Annotated in this window: 14 protein-coding genes; 8 read left to right on the top strand and 6 right to left on the bottom strand. The window is 38.5% G+C overall.

What is annotated here, in order from left to right; translation table 11 throughout:
- The first annotated feature begins 63 nt into the window (after positions 1 to 63).
- From GFH32_RS17650 to GFH32_RS17635, 4 genes are all read left to right on the top strand, one after another.
- On the top strand, positions 64 to 1860 hold the full coding sequence (locus tag GFH32_RS17650; protein ID WP_153512859.1) for a hypothetical protein: 1797 nt from the start codon (positions 64 to 66) through the stop codon (positions 1858 to 1860).
- A 154-nt stretch (positions 1861 to 2014) separates the two neighbouring features.
- A complete protein-coding gene (locus GFH32_RS17645; protein ID WP_228384166.1) occupies positions 2015 to 3700 on the top strand; it encodes a TrkH family potassium uptake protein in 1686 nt (561 codons plus the stop codon).
- Between the two features lie 2 nt (positions 3701 to 3702).
- On the top strand, positions 3703 to 4389 hold the full coding sequence (locus tag GFH32_RS17640) for a potassium channel family protein (protein ID WP_153512858.1): 687 nt from the start codon (positions 3703 to 3705) through the stop codon (positions 4387 to 4389).
- Between the two features lie 377 nt (positions 4390 to 4766).
- Entirely contained in the window at positions 4767 to 7253 is a 2487-nt protein-coding gene (locus tag GFH32_RS17635; RefSeq protein ID WP_153512857.1) for a YfhO family protein, read from the top strand.
- 32 nt (positions 7254 to 7285) lie between these two features.
- Here the strand turns inward: GFH32_RS17635 and GFH32_RS17630 are convergent, their stop codons facing one another.
- Positions 7286 to 7897 carry a ribonuclease HII gene (locus GFH32_RS17630; RefSeq protein ID WP_153512856.1) on the bottom strand — a complete coding sequence of 204 codons (612 nt, stop codon included), beginning with the start codon at positions 7895 to 7897 and terminating at the stop codon, positions 7286 to 7288.
- 270 nt (positions 7898 to 8167) lie between these two features.
- Here GFH32_RS17630 and GFH32_RS17625 point away from each other — a divergent pair, with 270 nt between their 5' ends.
- Complete coding sequence (locus GFH32_RS17625) at positions 8168 to 8911, top strand: hypothetical protein (RefSeq protein ID WP_153512855.1); 744 nt, start codon at positions 8168 to 8170, stop codon at positions 8909 to 8911.
- An 11-nt stretch (positions 8912 to 8922) separates the two neighbouring features.
- Positions 8923 to 11754: an outer membrane beta-barrel protein gene (locus tag GFH32_RS17620; RefSeq protein ID WP_153512854.1), complete on the top strand. Its 2832-nt coding sequence runs from the start codon at positions 8923 to 8925 to the stop codon at positions 11752 to 11754.
- Positions 11755 to 11826: 72 nt separating this feature from the next.
- Here the strand turns inward: GFH32_RS17620 and GFH32_RS17615 are convergent, their stop codons facing one another.
- Genes GFH32_RS17615 through GFH32_RS17600 form a run of 4 tightly spaced genes read right to left on the bottom strand, consistent with a single transcriptional unit; the run spans position 11827 to position 14272 of the window.
- Positions 11827 to 12591: a helix-turn-helix transcriptional regulator gene (locus GFH32_RS17615; RefSeq protein WP_153512853.1), complete on the bottom strand. Its 765-nt coding sequence runs from the start codon at positions 12589 to 12591 to the stop codon at positions 11827 to 11829.
- A 59-nt stretch (positions 12592 to 12650) separates the two neighbouring features.
- On the bottom strand, positions 12651 to 13112 hold the full coding sequence (locus GFH32_RS17610; RefSeq protein ID WP_160366887.1) for a nuclear transport factor 2 family protein: 462 nt from the start codon (positions 13110 to 13112) through the stop codon (positions 12651 to 12653).
- Positions 13112 to 13585, bottom strand: a complete 474-nt coding sequence (locus GFH32_RS17605) for an FAD-dependent oxidoreductase (RefSeq protein ID WP_153512851.1) — start codon at positions 13583 to 13585, stop codon at positions 13112 to 13114. Before GFH32_RS17605 ends, GFH32_RS17610 begins: the two co-directional genes overlap by 1 nt.
- A 12-nt stretch (positions 13586 to 13597) precedes the next feature.
- The gene (locus GFH32_RS17600; RefSeq protein ID WP_160366886.1) at positions 13598 to 14272 is read right to left on the bottom strand and encodes an FAD-dependent oxidoreductase; all 675 of its coding nucleotides are present in this window, start codon (positions 14270 to 14272) and stop codon (positions 13598 to 13600) included.
- Between the two features lie 225 nt (positions 14273 to 14497).
- Between GFH32_RS17600 and GFH32_RS17595 the strand changes: the two genes are divergently transcribed.
- Both GFH32_RS17595 and fabD read left to right on the top strand, forming a co-directional pair.
- A complete protein-coding gene (locus GFH32_RS17595; protein WP_153512849.1) occupies positions 14498 to 15727 on the top strand; it encodes a M16 family metallopeptidase in 1230 nt (409 codons plus the stop codon).
- 35 nt (positions 15728 to 15762) lie between these two features.
- Entirely contained in the window at positions 15763 to 16653 is an 891-nt protein-coding gene (gene fabD / locus GFH32_RS17590; RefSeq protein ID WP_153512848.1) for an ACP S-malonyltransferase, read from the top strand.
- Positions 16654 to 16782: 129 nt separating this feature from the next.
- On the opposite strand, the gene metK is transcribed toward fabD, so the two are convergent.
- Positions 16783 to 18036 carry a methionine adenosyltransferase gene (metK, locus tag GFH32_RS17585; protein ID WP_153512847.1) on the bottom strand — a complete coding sequence of 418 codons (1254 nt, stop codon included), beginning with the start codon at positions 18034 to 18036 and terminating at the stop codon, positions 16783 to 16785.
- Between the last annotated feature and the right edge of the window lie 165 nt (positions 18037 to 18201).

Genomic DNA, 18201 nt, shown 5'->3' with positions numbered 1-18201 from the left:
TAAACATATTGTCTATATCATTGTTTCTGCTTAGGGATAATAGGCAAAACCCATTATAGATTTATGAAACCAATTTGGAAATGGATTATTGGCATTCTTTTAATGCTCGTACTTATAGTATTGGGTGTTGCATGGTATTTCAGTAGAAACTGGAAACCGCTTGTCGAAACGAAACTTAAGGAAACTGTTACGAATGCAACAAATGGCTTGTACAGTATAAAGTATGACGACTTAGATTTGAATGTTGCGTTAGGGAATGTGACGCTCAAAAATGCAGAATTGGTGCCTGATACCAATGTCTATAGAAAGATGGTAGCACAGAAATTGGCGCCAAATAGTCGATATCATATCAAGTTAGCGGCACTAAAAGTCCGAAGTTTCAATCTTTGGGACGTATTGAAAAATAAAACACTCTTCATTAAATCTATTAATTTCGAATCGCCAGATATCCATATGGTACAGGAGTATCATGCTTATAATGATACTATTGTAGATAGAAAAACCAAAACATTATATGATAATATAAAAGATGTTTTTAACGCGGTAAATGTTAGAGATATAAAAATTGATAACGTCAAATTTAAATTCTCTAAGATTGAAAATGGGAAATCCAGTGATATAGTTTTAGATAGTATAGGGATTAATGTACATGACGTATTGTTGGATGAGACTTCGATTAATGATTCTACACGCTTGTTCTATACGAAGATGGTTGACATCGATGTGCCGGGGTTTACTTATGACCTTTCAAATGGAATTTATAAGGCAAAGTTTGACCGATTAAAAATCAATACTAGAGATGAAAACGTCCTTTTAACGAAGGTGGAATATGCTCCAAAGATGAGCAAATCTGCATACTTTAAAACAAAAGGGCAGAATGTGACTATGGCGGTCATGAAGTTTGATACATTGCGTTTGGAGAAGTTGAATTTCAAACAATTAATCGATGATCAACAAACAATTGCTGAACGCATACAGATAAAAAACGGCTCGGTATCTCTCTACAACGATAAAAGATATCCGAAAAAGGCGACTTCAAAGATCGGAAATTCCCCGCATCAACAATTGATGAAAGTCCAGAAGTTGATTCGAATAGATACGGTTTTTGTAGATAATATTGACATTCTCTATGGAGAACACAGCGCGAAATTTAATCGAGAAGGAACGCTAACATTTAATAATGCGAAAGGGACAATCACGAATTTAACGAACGATAGCTTATCGTTACAAAAGGATAGAATGATGAAAGCCAATCTATCTGCGAAAATAATGAATGCGGGAAATCTAAATATTCATTTTGGATTTGATATGCTGAGCAAGGATGGTTCGCATACCTACAGCGGAACCTTGGGAAGTATGCAAGCGACATCATTCAATAAAATATTGAAGCCACTATTGAACGTGGAAATTGCTTCGGGGAATATCCGAAAAATCAATTTCAATATGTCTGCAAATGATCATCGGAACTGGGGAGATTTTCGTTTTGATTACGACCATTTGAAAATTAGTCTGCTAAATGCACCGGGTTCGGATATAGAGAAGAAAGGTATTGCTTCTTTTATTGTCAATCAGATTCTAATAAATGATAGTAATCCCGACGCCAATGAGAAGTATCACGTCGCCAAAATCAACTACCGCCGTGTTCCCGAACATTCTTTCTTTAAAACGATGTGGCAGAGCCTTCTTGATGGTATAAAACAATGTGCTGGCATTAGCAAAGAAAGAGAAGCGAAACTGATGGGAACAGCTGAAGAGGCGAAAACCATAGTGGATGAATCGAAGAAAGTGATTAACAAGACGGGTAATTTCATTAAAGGTATCTTCAAGAAGAAAAACAAAAATGAAGAAAAGGAGAACTAGTTTCACGTGAAAAGGGCTGCGTGTATCTCGGTGGATATTCCTAAGTTTGTAGCACATGGACTCTATTTTTAGTTTTCTCAAATTCATATTTAGATATCATAATAAAGCTGTCGATCAAGTACTTTTTTATTTAAGCCTGATCTGCGCAGTTACAATGGTGCTTCACGTCGGCTATATTACCGATCCAGAATTAGCGGATATCACCCAGAAAATAGTCATTTCGATGTATTACGGATTGTTTCTATTCGAGACGATTCGAACAGTATCCTCGATTTTGGTAGCAAGGCGGATCGATGTTTCGCATTATTCTGGCGTTGTAATCACGGCATATTTTTTACTGGTTACCATTGCAAGGCATTCGGGAGGTCTTATATCCACCTTTGAAAAAGACGAATGGCTGTATATGGGGATTGCAATTATGTTTCTGTCTGAACTTTCTCGGAGTAGCCTGTTTTTCGATAACTTTTATTTTAATCCAACTATACTTTTCGTTGTCAGCTTTCTTGGATTAATTATTCTCGGGGCGGTACTGTTGATGTTGCCTAGAACAACGTTGGAAGCTCCATTAAGCTTTATTGATGCCTTTTTTATGGCAACAAGCGCCGTGTGTATTACAGGGCTTACTGTGACAGATATTTCGACGAATTTCTCCTTCTTCGGACAAGCGGTTATCATGGCGCTAATTCAGATAGGCGGATTGGGAATCATGACCTTTACAGGGTTTTTTGGATATTTTTTCTCCGGAGGTTTCTCCTTTAAAAATCAATTGATGTTTGGAGAAATATTGGGAGAGAATAAACTGAACTCGGTCATATCGACCTTAATCACCATTATCTTAATCACCTTCTTGTTTGAATTTATTGGTGGATTGTTAATCTTTTTCTCTTTAGACCCTAAATTGTTCGACAGCTTCGGAGAGCGAGTTTTTTTTGCAGCTTTTCATGCCATATCCGGGTTCTGTAACTCTGGGTTTACGATTATCAAAGAAGGCATAAACAACGAAAACTATCGGTTTAATTATAATTTTCAATTGGCAGTTTCGTCCATGTTTATTATTGGTAGTTTAGGGTTTGGAACTATTTTTAACTTCTATACTTTAATAAAAGCTAGAATCGATGCCTTCATCTGTAAGTATATTTTCCAACGCAATTATATCCATAGACCGCAGGTGTTTTCATTCAATTCGCGTTTTATTGTGATCTGTAATCTTTTCGTAATTATCGTAGCGACAATCTCTTATTTTTTGCTCGAGAAAAACCATAGCTTAATTGATGACAAGACGGTTTATGGTGATTGGGTAACCTCATTATTCATGGCCAATTCTGCCAGATCAGCAGGATTCAACAGTGTGAACCTTAATTTTATTAATATTCCAACGTTAATCATGGTTGTCACCTTAATGTGGGTTGGCGTATCTCCAGGGTCAACTGGTGGGGGAGTGAAAGTGACAACGGTAGCTATTGCGCTCATGAATATTGTTGCTTTAGCGAGAGGAAAAGAATCTATCGAAGTATTTAAACGCAAGATTGCAGCCGAATCGGTCAATAAATCATTCGCGATTATACTCTTATCCATATTAACAATCTTATTCAGCTTTATTCTACTTAATTTTTCAGATCCCAACCAACAGATGGTGCCCTTGCTTTTTGAAACGGTGTCCGCGTATACCACCTGTGGCTTGTCTTTGGGTATTACCGCCTCGTTGTCCGCGACGAGTAAGATTATTTTAATGTTGACCATGTTTGTGGGACGTGTGGGGATGCTGACTTTGCTTGTCGCGTTTATTAAGAATACGAAGAACAAAAGCTATATTTATCCAACTGAAAAAATTCTGTTTTAATTATGAAATACATCGTACTGGGACTCGGACATTTTGGAAGATCATTGGCTATTCATTTAACAGAATTAGGACATGAAGTAATTGCTGCTGATAAAAATTTAAGTATCGTTGAACAAACGAAGGATAAAATAACGCATACCGTGTGTTTAGATTCGACCGACAAGGAGGCAGTAAGCTCCTTGCCTTTACGTGATAGCAATGCTGTTATCGTTGCTATTGGGGAAGAAGAAGGCGCAAGTTTATTGACTGTTGCGCTTTTAAAGCAATTGAAAGTCAAACGAATTATTGGACGCGTTGTATCGGATTTGCAAAAAACAGTTCTTGAGGCGATGAATATCGATGAATACATTATGCCGGAAGAAGAGGCCGCCGAGCGATTAGCGATGCGACTGGATAATATTGATATCGTTGACTCTTTTAAAGTGTCTGATAAATATAGTATTGTGGAAACACGTGTGCCAGCAAAGTATGTCGGAATGACTTTAAAAGACGCTGATTTAACCAATAAGTACAAGGTAATTGTATTAACCACGTTGCAAGTTGAAACTGAAACAACGGCAGAAGGGGCAACGAAATTATTGAAGGAAGCTTCTGGAATTGCAAAATCAGATACAGTGTTGCGTGAAAATGATTTGTTAGTTTTGTTTGGTGAGCTGGCTAATATTAAGAACCTAATTCAGAAAGGTTAGTGAAATCTGCGTTTCACTAAAACATCCTATTGTTAGCGATCTTTATGCCCATTTGGGATCTACCTATTTACTGTAGACTCCTTTGAAAACACGCTTGAGGAGTTATATCAACGAATATTCGCTTTGAATAAATACCGTGTGGAATAACCTGCCGAACCTTTAGATATATCCAATTATTTATAAAATCTGTTCGAAAAAAATTACACAAAAAATCTAATTAAAGAATAGGGTTCCTACAAGACTCCTTCGGACCTTAACCCTTCAAGTAGTAGTTTGAAACGACTCTGCAAAGGCTTTTATTAAAATCTACGCGACGATACGGATAATTGAAATCAATTCTATATTTTTGGGGCTATATCAATAATCCTATATAATAAATGAAAAATTGGTTTAAGGAAAATGCGAATCACCTATCTGTTATAGGGATCTTCCTGCTGTTGGTTGTATTCTACTTTACACCGGTATGGCAAGGGAAAACGTTATTGCAGCATGATGTGATGCAGGCGAGAGGCAGCCAGAAGGAAATTTTCGACTACAAAGAAAAGGATGGAAAGACTCCTTTGTGGACAAACTCAATGTTCGGCGGAATGCCTACCTACCAAATTTGGTATGACCACGCAAACAACTTGACAACACATATAGGACCAGCAATTCGTGCTGTTTTTCCACCTCCATCAGATGTGTTATTACTGTTCTTACTGGGAGGGTATTTTTTATTTTCTGTATTAAAAATACGTCCTTGGCTGGCGGCATTAGGTGCCATTGCCTTGGCCTTTTCATCTTATAACATCATATATGTTGAAGCGGGACACCTAAGTAGGGCCTACGCGATCGCTTATATGGCGCCTATAATTGCTTCGGTTATTCTTTGTTACAGAGGGAGTCGTTATTGGGGGCCATCATTATTAGCCTTATTTCTGGCATTAGAGTTACGGGCCAACCACGTCCAAATTACTTATTATTTGTTCTTAAGTATCTTGGTATTAGTAGGGTTTGAGTTATATTATGCAATCCGCGATAAGAAGCTTAAGAATTTTGTGCAAGCGTCGGTATTGCAACTGGTAGGTGTCATAATAGCCGTGCTAGTTAATGCTTCTGTATTGTTTCCAACCTATGAATATGCAAAAGAAACTATTCGTGGGAAAGCGAACTTAACAAAAACTGGAGATGCAGAAGCGCCTTCAGGAGGATTAGACAAAGATTATGCTTATGCTTGGAGCCAAGGAGTAGGAGAAAATATTACTTTCCTTATTCCAAACGCATATGGTGGACGTTCATCGGGCGTCTTAGATGAGAAATCGAATGTAGTAAAAACCTTGGTAAAAGTTGGAGCTCCTCAAGGCGAAGCGGTGCAAATGGCGAAAAGCTATTTCCCAACATATTGGGGAGAGAAATCTTTTACTTCCGGACCTTGGTACTTTGGTGCTGCTGTCATATTCCTTGCGATTTTAGGTTTGTTCATCGTCAAAAATCGCTTAAAATGGTGGATTTTGACGGCTACTATTCTCGCGATTCTTTTATCGTTTGGTAAAAACTTCCCATTGGTGTCGGATTTGTTTTTTGATTATTTTCCGATGTACAATAAGTTTAGAGCGGTTGAGTCGATCTTAGTGATTCCTGCGGTTCTGATACCAATTATGGCAATACTGGCATTAAACGAATTAATCACAAGGGGTAATGAAATTCCTAAATTAGATAAAACAATTCTGTATACAGGCGGAGCAGTTGCTGCGCTTTGTCTATTGATTGCTTTGATGCCAAGTGTATTGGACTTAAGAACATCACAACATCAGCAATATGTTGGTCAATTGCAACAATTGGTGGGAGATCAGAATCTTGCCAATGAATTGGCAAATTCATTATTAAAAGATCGTTCGGACTTAGCGTCGAAGGATGCGTGGAGATCATTCTTTATCGTTGCTTTGACCTTGGGATTGGTCTTTGCATTCGTGAAAAAGAAAGTTTCAGCGACTATTCTAATAGCAGCGATCACATTAATTACTTTAGTTGATTTATGGTCAGTTGATAAACGTTATCTAAACAACGACGCGTTTGTTGACAAAAGCATCTACGATAAACCAATTCCTGAACGCGAGGTTGATCAATTGATCCATATGGATAAAGATCTTTCTTACCGAGTGTTCGATTTGACAACCAGCCCCTTTCAAGATGCGGGAGCTTCTTATTTCCATAAAAGCATAGGTGGTTATCATGCCGCTAAATTGATGCGCTTCCAAGAAGTATTGGAAAATCAATTCAATAATAATATCAATGAAGACGTATTGGATATGCTTAATGTTCGCTACGTGATTACGAAAGATCCGTCGAACAACTCAGATCGTATTCAACGCCGTAGTTCGGCTTTAGGAAATGCTTGGTTTGTTGACAAAGTGAGTTTCGTAAAGAGTAATAATGAAGAAATGAGCGCCTTAGGGACAATTGATCCGCGCAAAGAAGCGGTAATCAATGAGGGATTCAAAAACCAGTTCAATGATAAAGGAATCGCCAACTCTCCAAATGCGGAAATTAAGTTGATTTCTTATCATCCGGATACGCTAAAATACGAATACAGTACACCTGCAGAAGGCTTTGCCGTATTCTCAGAAATATTTTACGATAAGGGCTGGAAAGCTTACGTGGATGGCGAAGAAGCGCCAATTATTCGCGCAGATTATTTGTTACGTGGTTTAAAACTCCCTGGAGGAAATCATAAAGTGGAGTTTGTATTCGCTCCAGAGTCTATGCGTATTTCCAATATCATCTCGCTAATAGCATCAATTGTCTTGGTTATCGGATTGGGATTTGCTGCATGGATGGGATATAAGCACAATAATAAAAATAAGCCTGCTGTAAAAGCAAGCTAGCGATATAAGATATTTTTGTTCTATTTAAACCTTCAGAATAAGGCCAGTTGTGGATCCGAAACTCTGAAGGTTTTTCTATGGTGTGGAGTGAGACCTAATCGAATAACCGCTTCTCGGTGTTTGACCGTCGGATAGCCTTTATTTTGTAACCAATCATACTCCGGGAATTCGATTGATAAGTCTTCCATATACTGATCACGGTAGGTTTTCGCTAATATTGACGCTGCAGCGATAGATAGGTATTTTCCATCGCCTTTCACGATACAAGTGTGGGGTAGATCTGGATATGGAATAAATTTATTCCCATCAATTATTAAATATTCTGGCTTCATCTTCAGCATATCGATCGCTTTATGCATCGCTAGGTAAGATGCTTTATGTATATTGATTTTGTCAATTTCTGCTGCCGAGACAGTAGCAACCGCATACGCAAGTGCTTCTTGTTCAATTATCGGGCGTAATGCCATCCTTTTCTTCTCGGAGAGCTTCTTTGAGTCATTTAATATTGCATTATGGTAATCTGCGGGGAAAATAACTGCGGCCGCGAACACTGGCCCGGCAAGACAACCGCGTCCAGCTTCATCGCAACCAGCCTCAATGAATTCCTGTTGGAAACTTGATAATAAAACGGCTTGATTCTTCATGTTTGTAAAGATAGAAAATCGACCGTAGAAATTAGATTCTAGCTCCCGAGATCGAGTTAATCTGTTTTTGTTTTGGTAAAATGCAATAAAATCAATCAAGGTGATTGAATCAAATAATAGCATTTGCGCGATAACTCAATGTAACTTCTCTGTTATTCTAAACCATTTACATTTATTTACACTTCTTATAATTTTCTTTGCATTGGAATCTTGGGAGAGTAAACTATTTAGCGTATTCTTATGTCAAAACGTAAACTACAATATAGACTTATGAGAAAGACGATTATCGTTATCCTAATGGTTTTGGTATGTGTAAATGTATTTGCTCAAAAGAAGAAAAAAGAAGAATACCACCTAGTTTCTCCATTTCCGGTTACAGTAGATGCTGATTTGATTGAGTGGGATGGAAAATTAACGCCGATAGATCAGGATTCAAGCTGGAGTTTCGCGGTTACAAACGATAGCGAATTTATTTACCTCGCGGTTTTGGTGAAAAATGAAATGCTTCAATATGAGGCCGTTCGTAATGGGGTTATCCTCAATATTAATAAAGATGGAAAGAAAAAAGATGGCGCACAGCTAATCTTTCCAATTCCTGACAGTGAATCGAGACGCGCGATGAGTCAAGATGACAATTTTGAAAACATGAATGTCCGTGAAGAGTTAATTAAAAGAAGTCGTGGTTACGGCGTACGGGGATTTCAGCATATTGTTGATGGTCTGCTATCTTTTGAGAACACCTATGGCGTCTTAGCTAAAGCAAAATTAACAGAGGCTAACGTGTTAATTTATGAAGCAAAAGTGCCAATTGATGCCATCGGGCTTCAGAACTTTGATCAAACGGTCGCAATTCAAGTACAACTGAACAATCAGTACGCCTTATTACAGAAGGCAATGCGTAGTAGAGTTCAACCGAGTAGAGGTATTTATGGCCGTCCAACAACGACGTCAGTGCGTACCCCATATACGGCAAAAACCGACATTTGGATTATTACGCCATTAAATAAGAATTAGATAAAATAGATATGGATAAAATTGTAAAGGCTCTTTTATGTATTTGTTTGTTCGTCATAGGTGTTACGGCACAGGCGCAGACAAAAAGAGTCGTACAGGGAATGTTACTTGATACAGAGTCAAGACCAATTTCCGGTGCTTCAGTGAAGCTTATTGCTGATGGTGATTCAATGGGAACAAGCTCGTCTCAAGCTGGTTTTTTCACTTTCGAACAGGTGAAAGCTCAAAAGTTTAAGATTCGTGTGAGCAGCCTTGGGTTTGATGCTTCTGAGAAAGAGGTAGATTTTCCTGAAGGACAAACAGAAGTTCGGGTACCTACCTTCGTGTTGAAAGTCAATGCGAACATGATCGAAGAGGTTGTTGTAAAAGGTGTGTTAACGGTGCAAGTGAAAGGTGATACGGTAGAATATTCGACGAAAGATTTGAAACTTCGTGAAGGGTCGGTTGCAGAGGATGCATTAAAGAAATTACAAGGGGTTGAAGTTGATAAAGATGGTAACGTAACTGCACAAGGAGAAACGGTGACAAAGGTTCGTATCAACGGGAAGGATTTCTTTGGGGGAGATGTGAAAACAGCTACACAAAACCTGCCGGCTAATATCATTGAAAAAATTCAGGTGGTTGATGATTACGGTGATATGGCGAATGTTACGGGGAATAAGTCTGGCGATTCTGAAAAGATTATTAATATTCAAATCGATCCAAAATACAATAGAGGTTTTATGACCACCTTACGTGGTGGCTATGGTACCGAGGATCGCTATCAGGCGACTGGTATGTGGATGGGTATGACCGACAAAACTCAAGTCTCTGTATTAGGGAACTTAAATAACATCAATGCGCCGTTGTTTGATTTTAACACGATGGGAGGAGGAGCCCGTCGTCGTATGGGAGGTGGAGGACGTCCAGGTGGTGGCGGTATGTTTGGTGGATCTTCTGGTCTTACCAATGCGGGATCAATTGGTTTAAACGTACGACATGATTTCTCGGACAAATTAAAGGTTTATGGTAGTTATTCCTATGGGCGTGATGACAATGATTTGTTAACGAACAGTTTAACGCAATACTATGTCGAAGGAGGAATTCAACGCCAAGAGTCTGACTCTACAGCGAACAATATTTTGTCGAGCCACCGATTCGAAGGAAACTTAGAGTGGAATATAACCGATAAGGATTATGTGAAGATAACTCCGCAATTCGGATTTAACGGAACAAAGGCTAATTCGTCTTCGTTTGGGAAATTCTTTGACGAAAATAATATATTAGATAACTCTGATACACGAGGTGAAGGTTCTAATTCAGATGCTCCACGTTTTGGAATTAGCGGTTTATACAATCGTAAATTGAATGATAAAGGGCGTAATTTATTTATGAACTTTAATTATGATAACTCATCAACTCAAAAAGATTATGAGGGTATTTTAGAACGTTTGCTAAGTGATCCGAACGCACAAGGTTCAACCTTGGGTGAAATTTACGAGCGCACGATACAAGAATTAAATAATAAGAGTTGGAATGCGGGGGCTAGTCTTTCTTACTTAGAGCCAGTGTCTAAACACGGTAAAATTGAGATTGCTTACGATTTTAATAAAAACAACTATGATAACAAGCAATATCAGGATGCATATGATGCAGACGGGGGGCTATTGCCAAATACTGCTGAGCGCTTGTTAAATTATCATTACGATCAGGATTATTCCTTCACGACTCACCGACTTGGCGCAAGTTATGCATTCGAAAATGATAAGGTAAAATATTCTGTTGGAGCTGCGGTACAACCTTCGAAAATGTTCGGGGACGCATCTAGTGATGATGAAAGTGCAGTTATTGACAGAACAAATCTAAATTGGATGCCGATTGCGCGATTTGAATATAAATTCTCTCGTCAAAAGAATATTAGTGTTAACTATTCAGGACAATCTACCGAACCGTCACTAAATCAAGTGCTTCCGTTTGCTGTGGGTAATAGCTCAACAAATATTACGTTTGGTAATCCTGCGCTAAACCCTGAGTTTAGACATCGCGTGATGATGCGATACCGCGCTGGGGATTTCCAAAAGGGGAATACATTTTTCGCGATGTTTAATGGTAATTTAACAACAGACCGTATCGTCACTTATGTTAAGCGAGAACGCGTCGAGAATGTCGGTATGGTATCTCAAACTCAATATTTGAATGAGTCCGATCCCGTTTATAACTTGAATTCATTTTATCATTACGGAAAGTCATTAAAGGAAAAAACATACAATATCATGTTGATGGGGGGAATCTCCTATAATAAAAACATCTCCTATATTTCACAGGATTTGGATGCAACAGAAGGAGCAAAGAATATTGCAAATAATTGGGTGTTCAATCAAGGTTTGATGTTTCGATATAACCCTTCAGAAAATTTAGAAATTAATCCTGGAGTACGTTACTCGTTCAATCATACAAAAAATAGCATAGGGACAAACAATAATAATGTTTCGACCTGGACACCAACAATTATTGGTTCCGTAAATATAACGCCGACAACAATTTTCGGTGCTGATGTTTCCAAGTCTTTCAATTCAGGTTACGGCCCTTTGACTAGTGCGAATCCATTCATTATCAACACTTATATTGAGCAAAAGATGTTGAAAGGTCAGCGCGGAACGATCCGTCTGCAAGCTTTTGACTTGTTGAATGAGCAAACAAATCTTTCTAGATTAGCGCAAGAGAGTATGATCCTTGACAGACAGACAAATCGTCTTGGTCGCTACTTTATGCTGACGTTTACGTTTAAACTGCAGAAATTCTCTGGAATTGCTCCCGTTGAGGAAAGTCCTTTCCCTGGCGGAATGCGTAGACCGAGAATGTAAGAATCTTAATACCTATGAATGCAGGCGGCTTTCCGATTTAGATTGGAAGCCGCTTTTTTAATTTGCTGAGACCTATAAAGTCTTTGCGGCTTCAAAATTTTCAATCGTAATTTGAATAAATTTATCACCTTCATTTACGTAGAGCTCTTTGGGGGTAACACCTGCGTTCTTCTTGATTTCCTTAATAAAGTGAGACTGATCAGTGAAATCTCCCTTGGGATAAAGGAAGCCTTCTTTTAACTGTTTGAATGCAGATTTGAACCTGACGATTGTGGCATATTGCTTTAGGGATATACCATAATTCTTGTTAAAGAATCTATGCATACTACGCTCATTCCATTGAAGAGTTCTAGCAACTTCTTTCACTTTGATTTCACCACGCTGCTCATAAATCAGGTTAAAGAGCTTTATTCTTTCATCATCATATATTTTGGGCATTAGATGGTCTAGCATATCGATTGCTTTAACACAAAATTGATCAAAGTCGTTTAAGTCTGCTTCTTGAAATCCCCAAAAATCGTTTGGTAAAACAAGTGCTGTGTTTTTTATCGAAGCTATTTTTTGTTTGAAAAGATAGGATATTGCAATCGGTTTAAAACTAATCGCGTAAATTAATTTTCCGGGTAATATTACTCTTGCAATCGGCTTTGTGTCAAGTCCCAATAGCACAATTCTAAAGGGTTCGTGATCGGCTACCGTTAGAAATAGATCAACGCGACCATCGGGTAAAACGATGATGTCTTGCTTTTCATCGGTCAAATTACTTAACATCCAAAAGCTCTCGACAAAATCGTCAAGAAATTTTGGAGGTGTTACTAAACGATAATCGATCTTCATGATAAATTAAAATTAATAAATTTTAAGCTTCAGTAAGTAGAAGTTCTATATGCAATTTCCTATTGTTCAGACACACTTTTTATATGGTCTCCATAGTATAGTTGCACATTGCAAATTCTCCACCCATTTTTGGTTTTTACGTACTGAAGATCCTGGCTCATGAAAACTTGATTGATACTGTTTGTTTTTATCTTGCTTGTCACCCAAAACAAGAAATGGGCATGTGCGTTTACTCGGCTGATCGTTATAACTGGATTGGAGTAGCTATGCATCGAAAATAAAACAGATTTTGTTTCTGAAATAATACTACTGATGATATTGTCGATTCCCTCTTCACGGATATTCATCGCTTGACATTCCCAAATTGCATTTTTGGTGAAGATATTCCTTAAAGTTTTCGTGTTTATATGGCTACGATCTGCTCCCAAATTAATGTTTAACGCATATTGAAAGGTTAAATTCAAGATGGCCTCTCTGTCTTCAAGTTTTTGGATACGTTCTTCTAGACTCAATTTTTGCATTATAATTCGATTTTTCCAGCATTGATTAGTTGATATATTCGCATTAACACACCCTTCAACGTGAGTTTCCATTTGCTCGATATTTGGTTTTCGGGTTTATTTCGTTCTTCCGAACTTTCCCCCTTAGATTTTGCAATAGCCATCCGTGTCTTTTGGAAGTTTTCCTTTCCTTCGGCGGTTAGTTCCTGGGTAAGTAGACCACACAAGGCTTCCGCATCTAGCATGGCTAAGCTCATGCCCTGTCCGCCGGGTCCATAGGGGTGAGCGGCGTCTCCAATTAGAAACAATCGATCATTATACCAATTCTCTGGTATGTTGCCATTGTAGACCGGTTGATGGTACATTACCGTGTTCTTCGTGGTTTGACAGGTTTTAAGGATTTGTTGTAAAGCAGCAGGCCAATGTTTTGATTTTGCTAGCAAGAGCTTGTACACGTCTTGGTCTTTCATGTTTTTCGCTGTCTTTTCATCCATATGGATGTGGGTTCAAAGAAAGTTGTTTGTATAGTTATCGTTCGGGTGTATTCTGCCGATGGAACCCAAGCCAATATTCCCATTTACATTATTAAATAGCGACATCTCTATTTTCTGATCGCTTGGATAAATAAGTCCAATACCTAAATATCCAGCGTATCGCTTATTTGATTTACTATCGGGGTTTAACAGGCTTCTGACCTTCGAACCGACTCCGTCAGCACCCACAAGGTATTTTCCTTCAATATGTTTTCCGTTGCTGGATATCGCTATTACGCCGGTTTCATGTTCTATAACATGATCTAGTGTAAAGTCATACAGGATTTGTATATCCATTTCCTCAACCCTTTGTCGAAGTTTTTCGAAAATGGCCAGTCGAGTGACGATAATTGCAGCACTTTCGTTCGGTTTCTTATTTACGTTGAATGAAATTTTATTGTTTCCGAAATACATGATTAGTTTTTCAGTAGGTTCTCCAATATGATGGATTCCCATTTTTTCTAGCACCTTTACACCATTTGCGGATATTCTTACCCCACTTGTAGCTCCAGAAAAATGATCTCTAGCTTCGAGTACAAGACAGGGGATGTTGTTTTCGGTGAGCTGTATTGCTAAACTTAAACCAGCGATCCCGGCACCGACAATGATTATTTGCTCTTTTGGGTATTTATAGTCCTTTGTATTCATCGATATCATATTTTAAAATAATACGGAGCAAAATTATAGCGAAGAGCGAAAAGAAAATTGTATAAATCGGACACTATGTTAGAAATTGCAGTAATGTTCCACGGGGAATGAATACTGCTGTGATATCAAGATAGGAACCTTACTCATTTCGTCTATACCATCAACTAACTACTATATACTAACTACTAAATACTCTCTACTTATTTCCCTACCTTTGCAATAACTATGGATCATAAAATTTTCCAGCTTGAAAATGGATTGCGGATATTGTTACATCCTCAAGTTTCGTCAATTACGCATGCTTGTTTGATCGTTGATGTGGGATCACGACATGAGCAATTTGGGAAATTTGGGACCGCGCACTTTATAGAGCATCTTTTATTTAAAAAGACTGAACGTCGTTCAACGAATCAGATTCTAAATCGACTGGAATCGGTTGGAGGAGATTTAAATGCGTATACGACAAAAGAATATACCTGCATACAAGCCTCTTTTTTAAACCCTTATTTAGACAGGGCACTCGATTTATTCGAAGACATTATTTTTCATTCGCTTTTTCCGGAAGATGAAATGGAGAAAGAGAAAGGAGTTATTCTAGACGAGATGGCATCTTATTTAGATAGTCCGGAAGAGTCTATCATGGATGATTTTGAGGATCAGATATTTAAGGGCTCTGGTCTGGGGCATAATATCTTGGGTTTAGAAGATGATTTGAAGGGGATCGTTCAAGACGACATCAAGACTTTTATCAGTCAGCATTATGCTACTTCAAAGATGGTGATTGCTATCGCTGGTGATTATGATGAAAAAAAGCTTTTGAAGTTGGCTAATAAGTTGTTTGGTCAGGTTAAAGTCCATGAATGGGATCATGTTCGCGAGGACGTATCTTTTGTTGGTGGAACGCAGGTCGAACTACAACGCCCAATTAATCAAGTTCATTGTGTTTTAGGGAGCACAGCTTACAGCATATATGATGATCGGAAGACAGGCTTACTATTGCTCAATAGTCTTTTAGGAGGCTTTGGGATGGCTTCTATTTTGAATCTAAATATCCGAGAGAAATATGGAATAGCGTATACCATTGAATCAAATTATAGTTTGTATAGCGATACAGGACTCTTTAGTATTTATTTCGGAACAGATGAAGAGAAGGCAGAAAAGGCCCTGAAACTTGTTCATAAGGAGCTAAACAAGCTGAAAGATCAGCCTTTAAGTGAGAGTTTTTTGTTGCGTGCAAAAACTAAATTCAAGGGACAGATTGCTTTAGCGGAAGAGAATAGGATGAGTATGATCATTGCTGAAGCTAAAAACTTGTTAGATTATGATCGTGTGATTTCGCTACAAGAGGTCTTCGATAAGATTGATGCGGTTACTGTTGCGGATATCCATGGTATTTCTAACGATCTCTTCGCTGACGACAAATTATCGTCCCTGACTTTTCTCCCGGAAGATTAACTATATTTTTATATTTGCTAAATAAAGAAATCCAAATGAAGACAGCTTATATTTTCCCAGGACAGGGAGCTCAGTTTGTTGGCATGGGCCAAGACTTGTATAACTTAAATGAAGAAACGAAAGCCTTGTTCGAAAGAGCTAATGATATTTTAGGTTTCCGTATTACGGATATTATGTTCAATGGAACGGAAGAGGACCTTAAGGAGACAAAAGTTACTCAACCTGCTATTTTCTTGCATTCTGTTATCCTTGCGAAAGCATTAGGAGCGGAGTTTCAACCAGCAATGGTTGCAGGACATTCATTAGGCGAGTTTTCGGCCTTAGTAGCTGCTGGTGCATTGACGTTTGAAGATGGATTGCGCTTAGTAGCAAAACGGGCAAATGCGATGCAAAAAGCAACGGAAGCAGAGCCTGGTACGATGGCTGCAATTTTGGGTTTAGAAGATATTATTGTTGAAGAGAAATGTGCGGAGGTTGATGACATTGTTGTACCGGCAAACTACAATTGCCCAGGTCAGTTGGTTATTTCTGGTTCGGTTTCAGGAGTTGATAAGGCTTGTGAAAAATTGTTAGAAGCAGGTGCTAAACGCGCACTTAAGTTAAATGTAGGTGGCGCATTCCACTCTCCATTAATGGAACTTGCAAAGAAAGAATTACAAGAGGCAATTCTTGATGTTGAGATTCAAGTACCTGTTTGTCCAATTTATCAGAACGTCGATGCACGACCTTATCAAGATCCAGTAGCTATCAAAGAAAACTTAATATCACAATTGACTGGTGCAGTAAGATGGACACAAACCGTTCAAACGATGTTGGCGGATGGTGCAGAGAGCTTTATCGAGGTTGGTCCAGGTGCCGTTCTTCAAGGTCTAGTGAAAAAGGTAGATCGTCAAATCCCTACTGCTTCGGCAAAGATTGGCGAATAGTTTCGGTATTCAATCTAAATGAGGTACACATAATTGTACATTGCTCTTTTCAGAATGAATCGTATTTAACCTATAAAAAAAGGGCTGTATTTTCTAATGCAGCCCTTTTTTATATGCTAGAGCAAACTCTTAGATTCCAAAAGCAGCTTTTACTTGGTCTACGTAATCTAGTTTTTCCCAAGTGAATAATTCGACTTCGATAGTCTTTGAATCACCATTTGAGTTTTCAAATGTTTTACTTACCGTCTTAGGAGTTCTTCCCATGTGACCGTAGGCTGCAGTCTCCGAATAGATTGGGTTTCGCAATCCTAATCTCGTTTCGATGCCATAAGGAGTCATATCAAACAGTTGAGCAATCACTGCAGCGATTTCTCCATCTGTTTTTCCAACTTTAGAAGTCCCGTATGTGTTCACATAAATCCCCATAGGGTCTTTGACACCGATCGCATATGAAATTTGTACTAAGATCTCGTCCGCAACACCTGCAGCAACTAAGTTCTTCGCGATATGACGCGTAGCATAAGCTGCAGAGCGGTCAACTTTTGATGGATCTTTTCCAGAGAATGCGCCACCACCGTGGGCACCTTTACCGCCATAGGTATCGACAATAATCTTTCTTCCAGTCAATCCTGTATCTCCGTGTGGTCCACCGATAACGAATTTTCCAGTTGGATTAATATGATACTTAATTTCATCGTTGAATAAAGCTTGAAGAGCAGGCTTCAATTGTGCTTTAACTCGTGGAATTAAGATGTTAATAATATCTGATTTAATTTTCGCTTGCATTTCCGCTTCAGAGGCGAAGTCGTCGTGTTGTGTAGAAATAACGATGGTATCGATACGGACAGGTTGATGATTATCATCATATTCCAATGTCACTTGCGATTTTGCATCTGGACGTAAATAAAGGATGTCCTTGTTTTCACGACGTAATGCGGCAAGCTCATACAGTAGGCGATGCGAAATATCTAATGCCAAAGGCATGTAGTTATCCGTTTCGTTATTGGCATAACCAAACATAATCCCTTGGTCACCTGCACCTTGCTCTTGTTTGCTGATGCGGTCTACCCCTTGGTTAATATCTGCTGATTGCTCATGAATCGCGGATAATACACCACAGGAATTAGCCTCAAACATATACTCAGATTTGGTATAACCGATTTTCTCGATTACCTGCCTGGTAATCTTTTGTACATCTAAGTAAATTTTTGATTTTACCTCACCGGCAAGTACTACTTGTCCAGTAGTAACTAGGGTTTCAATTGCTACACGAGAATCTTCGTCCCATGCTAAGAAGTTGTCAATTAAAGCGTCCGAAATTTGGTCTGCGATTTTATCTGGATGTCCCTCAGATACAGATTCGGAAGTAAATAAATAAGCCATAAATATTCTATCGAATTGGGGGAAAAAGACTTTACAGCGAGTGGAAAAACACGGATATAGATAGTTTTAGCACTTTTTTACTGTGGTTGCAATCTCCCATTTACATTATAATAATGCAAAATGCAAATCAGTCCACATTTTGTGTGGCACAAAGCTACGATACTT

The organism is Sphingobacteruim zhuxiongii, from assembly GCF_009557615.1.
GTDB lineage: Bacteria > Bacteroidota > Bacteroidia > Sphingobacteriales > Sphingobacteriaceae > Sphingobacterium > Sphingobacterium zhuxiongii.
This window is presented reverse-complemented; position numbering and strand designations above follow the sequence as displayed.

Excerpts from the sequence above, each read along its gene's own strand:
- GFH32_RS17640 (WP_153512858.1), top strand. The coding sequence starts at position 3,703 with ATGAAATACATCGTACTGGGACTCGGACATTTTGGAAGATCATTGGCT.
- GFH32_RS17630 (WP_153512856.1), bottom strand. The coding sequence starts at position 7,897 with ATGAAGAATCAAGCCGTTTTATTATCAAGTTTCCAACAGGAATTCATT.
- GFH32_RS17635 (WP_153512857.1), top strand. The coding sequence starts at position 4,767 with ATGAAAAATTGGTTTAAGGAAAATGCGAATCACCTATCTGTTATAGGG.
- metK (WP_153512847.1), bottom strand. The coding sequence starts at position 18,036 with ATGGCTTATTTATTTACTTCCGAATCTGTATCTGAGGGACATCCAGAT.
- GFH32_RS17645 (WP_228384166.1), top strand. The coding sequence starts at position 2,015 with ATGGTGCTTCACGTCGGCTATATTACCGATCCAGAATTAGCGGATATC.
- GFH32_RS17620 (WP_153512854.1), top strand. The coding sequence starts at position 8,923 with ATGGATAAAATTGTAAAGGCTCTTTTATGTATTTGTTTGTTCGTCATA.
- GFH32_RS17605 (WP_153512851.1), bottom strand. The coding sequence starts at position 13,585 with ATGGATGAAAAGACAGCGAAAAACATGAAAGACCAAGACGTGTACAAG.
- GFH32_RS17650 (WP_153512859.1), top strand. The coding sequence starts at position 64 with ATGAAACCAATTTGGAAATGGATTATTGGCATTCTTTTAATGCTCGTA.
- GFH32_RS17610 (WP_160366887.1), bottom strand. The coding sequence starts at position 13,112 with ATGCAAAAATTGAGTCTAGAAGAACGTATCCAAAAACTTGAAGACAGA.
- GFH32_RS17595 (WP_153512849.1), top strand. The coding sequence starts at position 14,498 with ATGGATCATAAAATTTTCCAGCTTGAAAATGGATTGCGGATATTGTTA.
- GFH32_RS17625 (WP_153512855.1), top strand. The coding sequence starts at position 8,168 with ATGAGAAAGACGATTATCGTTATCCTAATGGTTTTGGTATGTGTAAAT.
- GFH32_RS17615 (WP_153512853.1), bottom strand. The coding sequence starts at position 12,591 with ATGAAGATCGATTATCGTTTAGTAACACCTCCAAAATTTCTTGACGAT.
- fabD (WP_153512848.1), top strand. The coding sequence starts at position 15,763 with ATGAAGACAGCTTATATTTTCCCAGGACAGGGAGCTCAGTTTGTTGGC.
- GFH32_RS17600 (WP_160366886.1), bottom strand. The coding sequence starts at position 14,272 with ATGAATACAAAGGACTATAAATACCCAAAAGAGCAAATAATCATTGTC.